This window comes from Pseudomonas sp. PWP3-1b2 (genome assembly GCF_049896045.1).
GTDB classification, from domain to species: Bacteria; Pseudomonadota; Gammaproteobacteria; order Pseudomonadales; family Pseudomonadaceae; genus Aquipseudomonas; species Aquipseudomonas antarctica_B.
Map to the genome: position 1 here is coordinate 1 of NZ_JAFCTN010000028.1, position 13,349 is coordinate 13,349.

The 13,349-nt window shown below is 61.4% G+C and carries 15 protein-coding genes; 8 read left to right on the top strand and 7 right to left on the bottom strand.

Annotated features, from left to right (window positions below):
• Positions 1–238 precede the first annotated feature (238 nt).
• Entirely contained in the window at positions 239–1,078 is an 840-nt protein-coding gene (locus tag ACP7A2_RS18085; RefSeq protein WP_426135318.1) for a cache domain-containing protein, read from the bottom strand.
• A 51-nt stretch (positions 1,079–1,129) separates the two neighbouring features.
• Positions 1,130–1,894, bottom strand: coding sequence for a transporter substrate-binding domain-containing protein (locus tag ACP7A2_RS18090; protein ID WP_375067804.1), 765 nt, complete (start codon positions 1,892–1,894; stop codon positions 1,130–1,132).
• A gap of 404 nt (positions 1,895–2,298) precedes the next feature.
• On the opposite strand from ACP7A2_RS18090, the gene ACP7A2_RS18095 reads away from it, so the two are divergent.
• From ACP7A2_RS18095 to ACP7A2_RS18115, 5 genes are all read left to right on the top strand, one after another.
• Positions 2,299–3,669 carry a glutamine synthetase family protein gene (locus ACP7A2_RS18095; RefSeq protein ID WP_426135319.1) on the top strand — a complete coding sequence of 457 codons (1,371 nt, stop codon included), beginning with the start codon at positions 2,299–2,301 and terminating at the stop codon, positions 3,667–3,669.
• Between the two features lie 413 nt (positions 3,670–4,082).
• Positions 4,083–4,682, top strand: a complete 600-nt coding sequence (locus ACP7A2_RS18100; RefSeq protein WP_426135320.1) for a class I SAM-dependent methyltransferase — start codon at positions 4,083–4,085, stop codon at positions 4,680–4,682.
• A 122-nt stretch (positions 4,683–4,804) separates the two neighbouring features.
• Entirely contained in the window at positions 4,805–5,938 is a 1,134-nt protein-coding gene (gene rnd, locus ACP7A2_RS18105) for a ribonuclease D (RefSeq protein ID WP_426135321.1), read from the top strand.
• Positions 5,935–6,228 (top strand): YcgL domain-containing protein, encoded by a 294-nt coding sequence (locus ACP7A2_RS18110; RefSeq protein WP_348061391.1) that lies wholly within the window; start codon positions 5,935–5,937, stop codon positions 6,226–6,228. The genes rnd and ACP7A2_RS18110 overlap by 4 nt, the downstream gene beginning before the upstream one ends.
• 105 nt (positions 6,229–6,333) lie before the next feature.
• Positions 6,334–7,266, top strand: coding sequence for a D-2-hydroxyacid dehydrogenase (locus tag ACP7A2_RS18115; protein ID WP_426135322.1), 933 nt, complete (start codon positions 6,334–6,336; stop codon positions 7,264–7,266).
• A gap of 107 nt (positions 7,267–7,373) precedes the next feature.
• Here ACP7A2_RS18115 and ACP7A2_RS18120 read toward each other — a convergent pair whose 3' ends face one another.
• Positions 7,374–7,967: a nitroreductase family protein gene (locus ACP7A2_RS18120; RefSeq protein WP_426135323.1), complete on the bottom strand. Its 594-nt coding sequence runs from the start codon at positions 7,965–7,967 to the stop codon at positions 7,374–7,376.
• A gap of 153 nt (positions 7,968–8,120) precedes the next feature.
• On the opposite strand from ACP7A2_RS18120, the gene ACP7A2_RS18125 reads away from it, so the two are divergent.
• Positions 8,121–8,570: a YcgN family cysteine cluster protein gene (locus ACP7A2_RS18125; RefSeq protein ID WP_209990028.1), complete on the top strand. Its 450-nt coding sequence runs from the start codon at positions 8,121–8,123 to the stop codon at positions 8,568–8,570.
• Positions 8,571–8,582: 12 nt separating this feature from the next.
• Complete coding sequence (locus tag ACP7A2_RS18130; RefSeq protein ID WP_426135324.1) at positions 8,583–9,803, top strand: hypothetical protein; 1,221 nt, start codon at positions 8,583–8,585, stop codon at positions 9,801–9,803.
• Positions 9,804–9,948: 145 nt separating this feature from the next.
• Here ACP7A2_RS18130 and ACP7A2_RS18135 read toward each other — a convergent pair whose 3' ends face one another.
• The 3 genes from ACP7A2_RS18135 to ACP7A2_RS18145 all read right to left on the bottom strand — a co-directional run bounded on the left by ACP7A2_RS18135 (position 9,949) and on the right by ACP7A2_RS18145 (position 11,389).
• Positions 9,949–10,299, bottom strand: coding sequence for a YgaP family membrane protein (locus ACP7A2_RS18135; RefSeq protein WP_348061384.1), 351 nt, complete (start codon positions 10,297–10,299; stop codon positions 9,949–9,951).
• A gap of 68 nt (positions 10,300–10,367) precedes the next feature.
• Positions 10,368–10,835, bottom strand: coding sequence for an RNA methyltransferase (locus tag ACP7A2_RS18140; RefSeq protein ID WP_003189607.1), 468 nt, complete (start codon positions 10,833–10,835; stop codon positions 10,368–10,370).
• Between the two features lie 179 nt (positions 10,836–11,014).
• Entirely contained in the window at positions 11,015–11,389 is a 375-nt protein-coding gene (locus ACP7A2_RS18145) for a YajD family HNH nuclease (RefSeq protein WP_078741352.1), read from the bottom strand.
• Between the two features lie 150 nt (positions 11,390–11,539).
• On the opposite strand from ACP7A2_RS18145, the gene ACP7A2_RS18150 reads away from it, so the two are divergent.
• Positions 11,540–12,460: a ParB/Srx family N-terminal domain-containing protein gene (locus ACP7A2_RS18150; RefSeq protein ID WP_426135325.1), complete on the top strand. Its 921-nt coding sequence runs from the start codon at positions 11,540–11,542 to the stop codon at positions 12,458–12,460.
• 132 nt (positions 12,461–12,592) lie between these two features.
• Here the strand turns inward: ACP7A2_RS18150 and ACP7A2_RS18155 are convergent, their stop codons facing one another.
• Complete coding sequence (locus ACP7A2_RS18155; RefSeq protein ID WP_058411058.1) at positions 12,593–13,279, bottom strand: spermidine synthase; 687 nt, start codon at positions 13,277–13,279, stop codon at positions 12,593–12,595.
• Positions 13,280–13,349: the final 70 nt, after the last annotated feature.

The following is a 13,349-nucleotide window of genomic DNA, read 5'->3' on the forward strand; positions in this document are numbered from 1 at the left end:
TTGCTCGCGAATGCGGTGTATCAGCCACCAAATCCATCAACAGACCCACCGCCTTCGCGAGCAAGCCCGCTCCCACAGTTTTGACCGAGTAAGACTTCAATGCCTCCAAACACTGTTGAGCTTTTCTGTGGGAGCTGGCTTGCCTGCGATGCGGGCAACTCGGTACATCAGACAATTCCAGTAGATGCCATTTCAGGCAAGCCAGCTCCCTGTGCTCTTGATAGGGATGCAAGCAATCTCAAGGACTGTAATACCCCACAGCCACCATAAACCCTGCAGCCTTACGCACGTAGGCATGCTTGTTCTCAACCCGGTCAGTCACCGGGTTTTTCCAGCGGTAGGTGTATTCCCCCTGATCCTGTTCAGCCATGATCTTCAACATCGGCTCGCCCACGGGCCGTCCGTCCGGGTCTTTGACTTTGGCGAAATCGGTATTCACCAAGCGCAAATCAGTGCCATGGGCCACGTAGCGCCCGGTTTTCAGGTCTACCACGAACACGTACAGATCATCCTGTAGAAACCCGCCCTGCAATGAATTGATCGCTTTCAATGTCCCGGCTTGATCCTTCGCCAGTGCAGTTGCTGCCTTGTTACGCAAGGCCCGAGCCTGTTCCGGCGTTGCCCGTGGCAAGTAGTAACCCACCGCGAGAATCCGCTGCCCCACGCGCTGGTAAAACACGTGCTTGTGTTCCACCTTGCCGTCATTCCAGTTCTGCCAGCGATAGTCAGCCTGCTGGATGCCCTGACCCTCGGGCACTTTCAGCGCGTCCTTGAAGGACTGCCGCAAATCCGGCCCCAGCACTTCAGACACATCACGACCAATCAGCGCGGAGGAGGGGCCGCCACTGGCGAGCAACACGCCTTGGGTGTCGACCACAAATACGTAGCGGTCATGGTCGACGAACTCGCCCTGGCGGCTGAATGCAGCGAACGCCTTGTCGCCGTTGCTCTGGTAATACGCCAAGGCTTTTTCCAGCAGCGCCTTGGCGGCTGATGCGTCTTCTTCTTGCGCGGTGTCGGCGTGCACCTGGCTGAAACACAACAGCAGCAGCCAGGTGAGTCGCAGCAATCCCTTCATGACCCATTCCTCGTTCTTGTTAGATGTGCCAACAGCGTAGACCGCTGTGGCTTACGGCGCCGCCAGCCATTGATTGACGATGGCGTCATACGCCCCGGTGGCCACTGTCAGGTGTAACCACTGGTCGACATAGCTCTTCCACGCCACGTCATCGCGGGGCAACAGGAAGGCTTTTTCGCTGTACTGCATCTGCCGCTCGGGGTTGACCGCGCACAGCCCGGGCTTGAGTTTTTGCTGGTAGCGCGCCTCGCTGGCGTCGGTGATCATCACGTCGGCCTTGCCCGCCAGCAGTTCGTCGAAGATGGTGACGTTGTCGTGCAGGCGGATGTTCGCCTGGCCCAAATGGGTGCGGGCAAAGACTTCGTTGGTGCCGCCCGCAGGCTCGATCACCCGCACCTCGGGCCGGTTGATCTGTTCCACGCTTTGGTAGCGCTGTACATCGGCGCAGCGCACCAGCGGGATCTTACCGTCGACGCCAAGGGACTGGCTGAAAAAGGCTTTTTTCTGGCGCTCCAGCGACACGGAAATACCGCCCACGGCGATGTCGCAGCGTTGGGCGAGAAAGTCCGGCATCAGGGTTTTCCACGTGGTGGGCACCCAGCGGATCCTGGCGTTGAGGCTCTTTGCCAGTGACTCGGCCATGGCGATGTCGATGCCTTCGTAGCTGCCGTCCGCGCGCAGCGAGGAATAAGGCTTGTAGTCGCCGGTGGTGCATACGTTCAGCGTGCCGCGCTGCTGCACGTCATCCAGGCGCGAGTCGGCCAGGGCGTGAGTGGCCAGGCTTGCCAGTAAACAAAAGGCCAGAGGCGCTTTCATGCGGTCGATTCCTTGGGGGCATGATCGGGGCCGCCATTATTTCCAGCAAATCGACGGGATGGCAATTGTTTAGCCAGGTTGCAACCAAACTCCGTCAACCCTGAATTGAACAACCTTTATGGGCGTGTGACGCTGCCCGGCATCTACCTCACTGTGACGCCTGTATGGATGGTTCCCCCGACACTAATCCCGAGACTTCGCCCGGCGCGTTAGTGCCGAGCGGTCCGACGGTTGTCGAGGCGCTCCCCTCCGAATTGGCCTTTTGGGCCTTGTTCCACTGCCGGCACGCACGCCCTCCAGATACTTTTTTCCTACGTTGATCTGCCCCATGGATGACGCGCACCTGTGCGCATCTGCCTGGCGGCGCCTGCGCGCCTGCCTGACGCAAACGTATGAGAATTCCCATGAGTGTTTTTGCCAGCCTGCATGAAGCCCACGCCTTTCTTGAGCAGAACCCGGACATCGAGATGTTCGAGCTGTTTATCCTCGACAACAACGGCGTGCCCCGCGGCAAGTTGCTGCACCGCGACGAGCTGCTGGCGGTGTACGAAAGTGGCCGGCCACTGCCGAGTACCATTCTGGGCCTGACCATCAATGGCGACGACGTGGAAAACTCCGGGCTGGTGTGGGAAGTCGGCGATATCGACTGCCGCGCCTATCCGGTCAGTGGCAGTTTGCAGCGCATGCCGTGGCGGCTGATCCCGACGGCGGCGGTGCAGGTCAGCATGCACCCCACCGAGGGCTTGCCGGCTACCGTTGCCGACCCTCGGCACCTGCTGGAAAAGGTCATCGACGGGCTCAAGGCCGACGGCTATTACCCGGTGATGGCGGCAGAGCTGGAGTTTTACCTGCTCGACCAGAAGCCCGACAGCCATGGCCGCCCGCAACCGGCGCGGGACGTAGACGGCAATCGCCCGCGCTCGACCCAGGTTTACGGCCTGCGCGAGCTGGAGCAAATCGAGCCGTTCCTCGCCGACCTGTACAGCGCCTGCAAACTGCAAGGCATCCCGGCGCGCACGGCGATCTCGGAATACGCACCGGGCCAGGTAGAAATCACCCTGGAACACCGCGCCGATGCACTGCAAGCCATGGACGAAGCGGTGCGCTACAAGCGTTTGGTCAAGGGCGTGGCGCACAAACACGGGATGACCGCCTGTTTCATGGCCAAACCCTTCGACGACCTGGCGGGCACCGGCATGCACATGCACGTGAGCCTGGCGGACGCTCACGGCAATAACCTGTTCGCCAGCGAGGCCGCCGACGGCACGCCGCTGCTGCGCCAGGCCGTGGGCGGCATGCTCAGCACCTTGCTCGATTCGTTGCTGCTGTTTTGCCCCAACGCCAACTCCTATCGCCGCTTCCAGACCAACAGCTACGCACCGCTGGCGGCCACCTGGGGCGTGGACAATCGCACCGTCAGCCTGCGCGTGCCGGGCGGGCCGGCCAATTCGCGGCACATTGAACACCGCATCTGCGGCGCCGACGCCAACCCGTACCTGGCCGCTGCCGCCATTCTGGCGGGCATTCACCGGGGTATCCGCGAAAGCCTCGACCCCGGCGCACCGGTGGAAGGCAACGGTTACGCCCAGGCCAGGGAATTGCTGCCCACCGACTGGCTCACCACCTTGCGCGCCCTGGAAGGTTCCAGCTGGGCGCGGGATGCGTTTGGCAGCGAGTTCCTGGGCGTGTACCTGGCGGTAAAACGCGCCGAATACCGCCAGTTCATGGGCGAAGTCGGCGAGCAGGATTGGCGTTGGTACCTGCACCAGGCCTGACTCCTCTGAAGGCGCCGGGCTTGCTGTGGTGAGTGGGCTTTTCGTGGTTAGCTGGCTTGTTGTGGTTAGCGGACTTGCTGTGGTGCGCGGGCTTGTTGTGGCGAGCGGGCTTGCCCCGCGTTGGGCTGCGCAGCGGCCCCAAAACCAGCCCCGCGGAGTATCTGATACACCGCATTCTGCTTACTGGGGCTGCTGCGCAGCCCAACCCGGGGCAAGCCCGCTCGCCACAACATGCCCGTCCCCCCCAACAAACACGTTCACCCAGGAGAATCGGCAGTTTCTGAACGCTATGTAGATAACTGCCAAACGTGATCGGTTTTACGACAACAACCCTTTCGACCTTTTTTTCACGTTCCAGTGGTTAAGCTGCGAATCAAGGTCGTTCACTACCGTTCCACTCATATGAGCCCGTGATGTCGTCACAACTTCCTTCTTCCATCGAGATTGAATTCGCCGAGCGCTGCGACCGTGAGCATGCCAGGGTCTGCGGTGACCCGCGCCCGCCGGCGTTGCGCAAGCGCCTGGGCGCCTGGCGTGATGAACGGTTGGTGCGCCAGGCGTTGAAAGTGGCAGGCGAGCCGGGGCTGATCCTCGACCTCGCGTGCGGTTCGGGACGCTTTTGGCCGGTGCTGGCCGAACACGTCAATCGGGTGATTCTGGCGTCTGATAATTCCCAGGAAATGCTCGACCACGCGCTGACTCATCATCCGGCGTCGTTGCTCAAACGTGTCAAAACCTTCCAGGGCTCGGCGTTCTCCATCGGCCTGTCGGCGAACGCGGTGGACTGCATCTTTTGCTTGGAACTGTTTCGGCATGTGCCCAGCGCTGAGGTGCGCGCGCTGTTGCTGCGCGAGTTTCATCGGGTCAGCCGCGACACGGTGATTGTCTCGGTGAACGCCCGCACGTCGGTGGAGGACGAGTTTCGCCAGGCCGGCTTCAAAGTCTTGAACCAGCAGGAATTCCTGCCAGGCTCCAAGCTGTGGCGGGTCTACGTTCTGCGTAAGAGAGGATAAGTCCCGCTCGTCGGACTATTCTTCATCTCTTGTCGGAGTTTTCATGAAGGCGTGTGCACTGCGAATGCTCGCAAGCCGCTTTCGCGATATATACTGCGCGCCATTCTTCAAGGGAGAGCCGTGTGGCCATCGATATTCACTGGATCTGCGACAACGATAGCCTCGGCCAGCATTGCGCCGAATGGCAGCAGTTGCCATTCGTCGCCCTCGACACCGAATTCATGCGGGTCGACACCTTTTATCCCATTGCCGGGCTGATCCAGATTGGTGACGGCCAACGCGCTTACCTGATCGACCCCCTGACCATCGACAACTGGCAACCCTTGGCCGCCTTGCTGGAAAACCCGGCGGTGACCAAGGTGGTGCACGCCTGCAGCGAAGACCTCGAAGTGCTGCTGCGCCTGACCGGCAGCTTGCCGGTGCCGTTGTTCGACACTCAATTGGCTGCGGCTTACCTGAACCTCGGTTTTTCCATGGGTTATTCGCGCCTGGTGCACGCCGTGCTCGACATCGAATTGCCCAAGGGTGAGACGCGCTCGGACTGGCTGCAGCGGCCGTTGTCCGAGACCCAGGTGAGCTACGCCGCCGAAGATGCGGTGCATTTGGCCGAAGTGTATATCCGCCTGCGCCCGCAATTTTCCGACGACAAATACGCCTGGGTGCTGGAAGACGGCGCTGAACTGGTGGCCAACCTGCGCCGCGAAGTGGACCCGTACGAGGTGTACCGCGACGCCAAGCTGGCGTGGAAACTCTCCCGCGCCCAGCTCGCTGTGCTGCGCGAACTGTGCGCCTGGCGCGAGCAGCAAGCCCGCGCCCGTGACCTGCCGCGCAACCGCATCATTCGCGAACACTCGTTGTGGCCCCTGGCCAAATCCCAGCCGGATAACCTCGCCGCCCTGGGCAAAATCGAAGACATGCACCCGCGTACCGTGCGCCAGGACGGCCAGTTTTTGCTGGACCTGATCAAACGTGCCGCCAGCTTGCCCATGGACCAATGGCCGCCCGCCGTTGCCGAGCCGCTGCCGGTTGACGCCGCCACGCTGATCAAGCAACTGCGCGCATATGGCCAAACCGAAGCCGAACGCCTGGACATGGCGCCGGAACTGATGCTGCGCAAGAAAACCCTCGAAGCCCTGGTCAAAAGTGGCTACCCCGATGGGCCTTATACATTGCCAGACTCGCTGCGTGGCTGGCGCCGCGAGTTGATGGGCCAGGCGCTGCTCGACAGCCTGGCCACTGCCGGAGAACAGCCTTGAAACGTATTTGCTCCATCTATCGCAGCTTGAAAAAAGACGGTATGTACCTCTACGTGCTCAAAAGCGATGCCCTGGAGCGCGTGCCGGAAACGTTGATGATCGCGTTCGGCAAAGCTCACCACGCATTCGATATGGTGTTGACGCCTGAGCGCAAGCTGTCGCGCGAAGACATCGCCGTGGTCCTGGAAAACCTCGACAAGCAGGGCTACCACCTGCAAATGCCGCCGGCCGAGGACGAGTACATCGAACACTTGCCCGAAGAGCTGCTGCGACGCAACGACCCGATGTGATCGGGGTGCCCTGTTCAGGGCACATTTATCCAAGCAAATGTATGGGTTGGCGGTGGCCGTAAGGATGCGGGCGGCCGTCTGCACTGTTTTTGAAAGGTTTGAACCATGCGTGTTCTGATTGCTGAACGGGATCACCCGCTCTACGCCCAACTGCTAAGCGACGCGGCACCGGACCTTGAGGTCTTGACCAGCGGCGACACTGCCGAACTGTCGCGCCTGGCGGCTGATTGCCCGATCTGGCTCGGCCAGCCGGATCTGCTCGCCAACCTCTTGCGCCAGGGCCATGCGCCACAGTGGCTGCAATCGACCTGGGCCGGCATCACGCCACTGCTCGCCGAAGGCTTGCCCCAGCATTATCGCCTGACCCGTGCGGTGGGCATTTTTGGCCAGGTGATGGCCGAGTTTGTCCTGACCTACATGCTCGGCCACGAGCGCGAAGTGTTGGCGCGGCTGGTAAGCCAGGTCGAGCGCAAGTGGGATAACCGCATGGGCCAGAGCCTGGCGGGGCGCAAGGCGCTCATCGTAGGCACCGGCGATATCGGCCAGAGTGTCGCCGATTTCCTGCTGCCGTTTGGCGTGAAGTTGTACGGCATCGCCAGCACGGCGCGCGAGCAAGCGCCGTTTATCGAAGTCGCCGGGCTGGATCAACTGGGCCGCTTGGTGGGGGAGGTGGACTACGTGATCAACCTGCTGCCGAACACGCCCGAGACCCACGATCTGTACGACGCGGCGCTGTTCAAGCAATTCAAGCCGACCGGGTTGTTTATCAACGTCGGGCGCGGTGTGGCGGTGGTTGATGCGGACCTGGTCGAAGCCTTGAAAGAAGGGCACCTGGCGGGCGCGGTAATCGACGTGTGCCGTCAGGAGCCGTTGCCGCAACGCCATCCATTCTGGACCGCGTGGGGCTTGCTGCTGACCGGGCACAGCTCGGCGCCGACCTCGCCTTCGATGATGGTGGAGTTGTTTGTGCAGAACCTGCGGGCGTATCAGGCCAAGGAAGCGTTGCGCGGCGAAGTGAGTTTCGAGCGCGGTTACTGAGTGTGGGAGCGGGCTTGCCCGCGATAGCAGTGTGTCAGCCAGGCATGCAGCGGCTGACACACCGCAATCGCGGGCAAGCCCGCTCCCACAGTGAACCTGTGCAGGGCTTACAGGCTGAAATCACCTTCCGACACCAGTTCGCTCAATGGCTTGCGCGGGCTTGGCGCTTCGCGCCCTTGCAGGTACTCCGGCAAGCTCGATTTATCGCCCAGCTTGCCCACGGCGACGGCCGCGTGCAGTGCATAACTGTCCGGAATTTTCAGCTCTTTGCGGGTCAACTCCTGATCGAAGCCGGCCATGCCGTGGGTGTGCCAGCCGCTGAGGCTGGCTTGCAGCGCCAGGTGGCCCCAGGCCGAGCCGGTGTCGAAGGTGTGCCACAGCGCCGGGGTTTCTTCGGTGGCGCCGGGGGCGATGAAGTCGGTTTTCGAGGCGATGATCACCAGGGCCGACGCGTGCTGCGCCCAACTGCGGTTGAATTCGTTCAACAGGCCCAGGAAGCGCTCCCAGTCCGGCGTGTCGCGGCGCGCGTAGAGAAAGCGCCATGGCTGCGAGTTGTAGGCCGATGGCGCCCAGCGTGCGGCTTCGAAGAAACTCAACAGGGTGTCCTTCGAGATGCTTTCGCCGGTAAAGGCGCGGGGCGACCAGCGTTCGGTGAACTGGGTATGGATCGGGTGATCGGCAACGCGTGGATGTGTACTCATGAACGGTTCCTGACGGTCAATTCGGCGTTCCAAGCTACTGCGCGCCCACTAGACTGACAAGTGTTGTGACACCGCAGGTCGTAAGCGCTTGGCCCCACGGGCCAGTGGCACTAGACTGGCGGCCTTTTCACCTACCGATACTGATGTAGAGCCATGGCCGCCAAAGTCGAACCTTTCTGGATACGCAAAACCCTCGAACACCTCGATCAAGAGGAGTGGGAGTCGTTGTGCGACGGCTGTGGCCTGTGTTGCCTGCAAAAGCTTGAGGATGAAGACGACAACAGCGTCTATTACACGCGCATCGCCTGCAAACTGCTCGATCTCAACACCTGCCAGTGTACCGACTACCCCAACCGCCGCGCCTCGGTGCCCGACTGCATCCAGCTCACGCCGGGCCAGGCTGACCAATTCAAATGGTTGCCCCCGACCTGCGGCTACCGCCTGGTCAGTGAGCGCAAAGACCTGCCACTGTGGCATCACCTGGTGTGCGGCGACCGCGACGCCGTGCACCACGAACGCATTTCCCAGTCCGGGCGCATGCTCAGCGAAGGCAGCGTGCCCGAGGACGACTGGGAGGATTACCTGATCTTCCGCGCGGGCTAAAAAGGAGTGTGTATGAGGGTGGCAGTCAAGCTGGCGGCGAGCCTGATGGTGCTGGCGTTCAGCGGGCCGGTGTGGTGCGCCAAGAAAGTTGACCTGGATTATCACGTCAAACTGCTGCCCCAAACCGAGCAGGCCGAGGTTCGTGTCAGCCTGTCCCAGGGCTCGGCGGTGCGCAGCCTGGACTTCGACCTGGGCCACGCCGGTGACTACAGTGAGTTCAAGGCCGATGGCCAGTGGAAGGTCACCGGCAGCCGTGGCCTGTGGCAGCCAAGTGCCGACAAAGCCAGCCTGACCTACCGCGTGCGTCTCACCCACGCGCGCAAGCCGGGCGCCTATGACGCGCGGATGACGCCGAGCTGGGCGCTGTTTCGCGGCGAAGACCTGGTGCCCGCTGCGCGGCTCGACCAGCAGGACGGCGTCGAGCTGGTCTCGCGCTTGATGTTTGAGCTGCCCGCCGGCTGGAAGAGCGTCGAAACCGCCTGGCCGCGTATCGGCAAGCACAAATTCCGCATCGACAACGTTTCGCGCCTGTTTGACCGGCCCACCGGCTGGATGCTCGCCGGCACCCTCGGCAGCCGCCGTGTGCGCCTGGGCGAAACCGAGGTCACCGTGGCCTCACCCAAAGGCCAGGCCATGCGCCGCATGGATATAGTGACGTTGCTGACGTTTGTCTGGCCCCAAGTGGAAGCCGCGTTCCCGCGTCACCCGGCGAAATTGCTGGTGGTGGGCGCCAGTGACCCGATGCGCCGTGGCGTGTTCTCGTCCCGCGACTCGATCTACCTCAACAGCCGCTCGCCGCTGGTCAGCGAAAGCGGCAGCAGCCCGTTGATCCGCGAAGTGGTGCAGGCGATTGGCCGTTTCAACGACCACCAGGGCAGTGACTGGATCAGTGAAGGGCTGGGCGAGTATTACGCCATTGAGCTGGTGCGGCGCGCCGGTGGCATCACCGATGAACGCTATGCGGCAATTCAGGCGCGGTTGGCGAAGGAAGGCAAGGGCGTCACCACGCTGCGGGGCGAGCAGGTGAACCCGGCTGCGGTGGCGCAGGCAGTGTTGCTGTTGCAGGAGCTGGACCGCGAGATTCGCGTGAAAACCCACAACAAGCGGTCGCTGGATGATCTGGCGCAGGCGGTAATGCGCGCGAACAGCACGACCACGCCGGAGTTTGTGCAGTTGGCCGAGAGCATCATTGGCGAGTCGTCGGTGGTGCTGGATACCAAATTGCTGCACTGATCCCAAGCCATACCCAAAGCAAAAATGTGGGAGCGGGCTTGCTCGCGAATGCGGTGTATCAGTTAATCAATAAGTTAACTGAAAGACCGCATTCGTGAGCAAGCCCGCTCCCACATTTAGATCTCCACCAATTTGGAGAAAGGGATCAGGCCGAAGGTTTAGTGGCCTTCTCAGCCGCCACTTCCGCCTTGGTCTTCAAATTCTTCAGCTCCGCCCCGGCGCGCTCGATCTTTGTGCGCACGCTGTTCATTTCCTGGCGGCCCTGTTCCAGCTTGTCTTTGAGCGAACTGTGCCCGGTAAAACCACGGGCCAGCGCCACACCGCCGATCGCCACTTGAATCAACCCGAAAATGCCACCACGGCGCAGGCCTTTGCCAACCATCATCACACCGCCGGCTACCGAGCCGATGCGCTCCCAGCCGTGCACGTTCTGGGTAGGCTGGGGCTCAAGCGAATCGTGTTCGATGATAGGTCGCAGGATTTTGCTGTCGCTCATGATCTGTCTCCAACAAGGACTAATGATATGTAGCTGACTGTTGGCGGGCGCTGGATGTTCCCAAAAAATCAGTACTTGGGGCCCGAGCGGGTATTGTTGCCCTTGGCCAGGCGGTCGTAGAGCACCACGTTGACGGTGGCGGCAAGGTTCATGCAGCCGGTGGTCGGTATGTACACCACGTCTTCACACCAGTCGCGAATCTCTTTGTCCAGCGAGCCGTCTTCGGGGCCGAAGATGTAGAGCGCGCGGTCGGGGTGGGTGTATTCGGGCAGCGGGCGGGCGCCTTCCACCAATTCCACGGCGACCGGAATGCAGCCCAGCGGCAGGATCTTTTTCAGGTCGTCGATGCCGATCAGCGGAATGTCGTGGTGGACTTTCTTGGTGTCGGTGATGAAATCCCGCGCGCGCTCGTAACGCACGCCGGTGTAGAACACCGAGGCCACGCCGTAGCAGCCGGCGGCGCGCATCACCGAACCAACGTTCTCGGGGGATTTGGGGTTATACAGACCGATGCAGCTGTAGCGTTTATTGCCCACGGGGAAGGGTGCCTTGGATAAAAGCGGCGATTATACGGGGGTGGGCAGGATCAGGGTACGTGTTGCTGGTCAGACCGCCATCGCAGGCAAGCCAGCTCCCACACTGGATCTGCGAACACGCATCAAAATGTGGGAGCTGGCTTGCCTGCGATGAGGCCGGTACAGCCAACAAAAACCCTTCAGTCGTCTTTCTTCATCAACCCCGCCAACGCCGCAAACGGGTTGTGCGTGGCCTTGGCAATGGTCGGGCTGCTGGTGGAGCCTTCGCTGAAGTATTGCTGGTCGGTGTAGCGCGAGTGTTCGTTGTCGTGGCAATACAGGCACAGCAACTCCCAGTTGGAGCCATCCTGAGGGTTGTCATCATGATTATGGTTACGGTGGTGCACGGTCAGTTCGCTCAGGCGTTTGCCGGCGAATTCACGGGTGCAGCGGCCGCACACGTGGGGGTACATTTTCAGGGCTTTGTCGCGGTAGCCCATTTCCCGGTCGCGCTGGGCATCGGCGAGGATGCGGTCCAGCTTGGCGGTGTGGGAGGGCGGATTGGTCGAGCTCATCATGGCTCCTGGCTGTTTGGTGGTTCACGGATAAGGTTGATTCTAGCCGCTCACGGCGCAATTAGCGCCAGGCTTTTTCAGCTGCGGTACAGCCTGACACAGGCAAATGTTTGTAGTATCGGCCCACTGAATTCATAAGGATCTGCTCTCATGCGTCTGCATTCATGGCTGTCGGCAATAACGCTGTGCGCGGTTGCCGCCCAGGCCCAGGCGTTCACGGCGCCCAAACCCGGGCAAGTGATCGATGTGACCCTGGAGCAACTGCACCCCACCCAGGCCGTGGTGGGGTTCGACGAGATCCATTACAGCCTTGGCCTGTTCGCCGAAACGCCGGCCAAGGTCTTTGATGAATACTGCCAGACCAACGGCCAGGGCGACGCCGTTAAAGTCGGCAAAAAGGCCGACCTGCACGACCCCGCCAGCTTCACCTGCCAGGACCCGGTGGGCACCCACCTCGATGAGATGAAAACCGTGATCGTCGGCCCCGGCGGTCAGCTTTACCTCACCGACGGCCATCACAGCTTCACCACTCTGTGGGAGCAGCCCGGTGCCGGCCCGCAGCTGAAAATGTGGGTGCGCGTGACCGATGATTTCAGCAGCAGCCCAGACCTTGCGACATTCTGGCAGCGCATGGAGCAAGGCCACAAGGTGTGGCTCAAGGACGGCCAGGGCCGCACGCTGACACCTGCACAATTACCTGCGCACCTGGGCTTCAAGAACTTGCAGGACGACACGTTGCGTAGCCTGGTGTATTTCACCCGCAAGGCCGCCTATGGCAAACCCGACTCGGCGGGCGTGGTGCCGGAGTTTCTGGAGTTTTATTGGGGCAGCTGGTTGCGCACGCAGCTGGATCTGAGCGCGTTCAACCTGAACAAAAAGAAGGGTTACAAGGATGCGATTGAAGCGGTGGCCCAGCGCATGGTCAGCCTGAGCCCGGACGCGCCGGTGGGCGACAGCGGGTTTACTGCGCATCAGTTGGGTGGTTTTACCGCAATCGACCAGAAGGCGTTGAAAAAGACCCTGGATAACAAGGTGCCGTACGTGATGGATTACCGTAAATCCCGAAACTGATTCAGGACAAAAACTGTGGGAGCTGGCTTGCCTGCGATAGCGGTGTGTCAGCTACAGAGTTGTTGTCTGGCCTGCCGCAATCGCGGGCAAGCCCGCTCCCACAGGGGATTTGCTGTGTTTTGGGAACAGTGATCAGCCCTTGAGTTTTTCGGCAATCCAGATGGTGTGCCGGGTGCCCTTGTTGCCATGGGCAAATACCTGCACTTCTTCGGCCTTGAAGCCCGCCTTGCGCAGTTTGTCGCTGAACAGTTTATCAGCGCTGGCTGACCACACGGCCAGTACGCCTTTGGGTCGCAACGCCTTGGCGCATGCGGCCAGGCCACCTGCGGAGTACAGCCAGCTGTTGGCCTTTTGGGTGAGGCCTTCAGGGCCGTTGTCGACGTCGAGCATGATCGCGTCAAAGCCTTGAGGCTCGGCCTGCAACACCTTGGCCACGTCTTCCATGCGGATTACGGTGCGTGGGTCGAGCAGCGGGCGGCCGGATTTTTCCCCTAGCGGCCCACGGTTCCATTCCACAACGCCGGGCACCAATTCGGCGACGACCACTTCGGCGGTCTTGCCCAAATGCTTGAGCGCCGAGGCCAGGGTAAACCCCATGCCCAGGCCGCCGATCAATACCCGCGAACCCGGACGCCCGGCGACCTTGCGGCAGGGGATTTCTGCCAGCGCGTCTTCGGAGCCGTGCATGCGCGTGTTCATCAGTTGGCCGCCGTCGCCGCCCTGAATCTTGATGACAAAATCCTCACCGTATTCGAACAGGCACAGGGCACCGCCATTGTCGGGGATCGGGGTGGTGTCCAGCAGAACGAAACGTTTCATGGAAATCTCATTGGGAAGGGCATTCTTGCGCGGTTGGGAGTAGCCTTACGACATTCCGGTCAGGCCATGG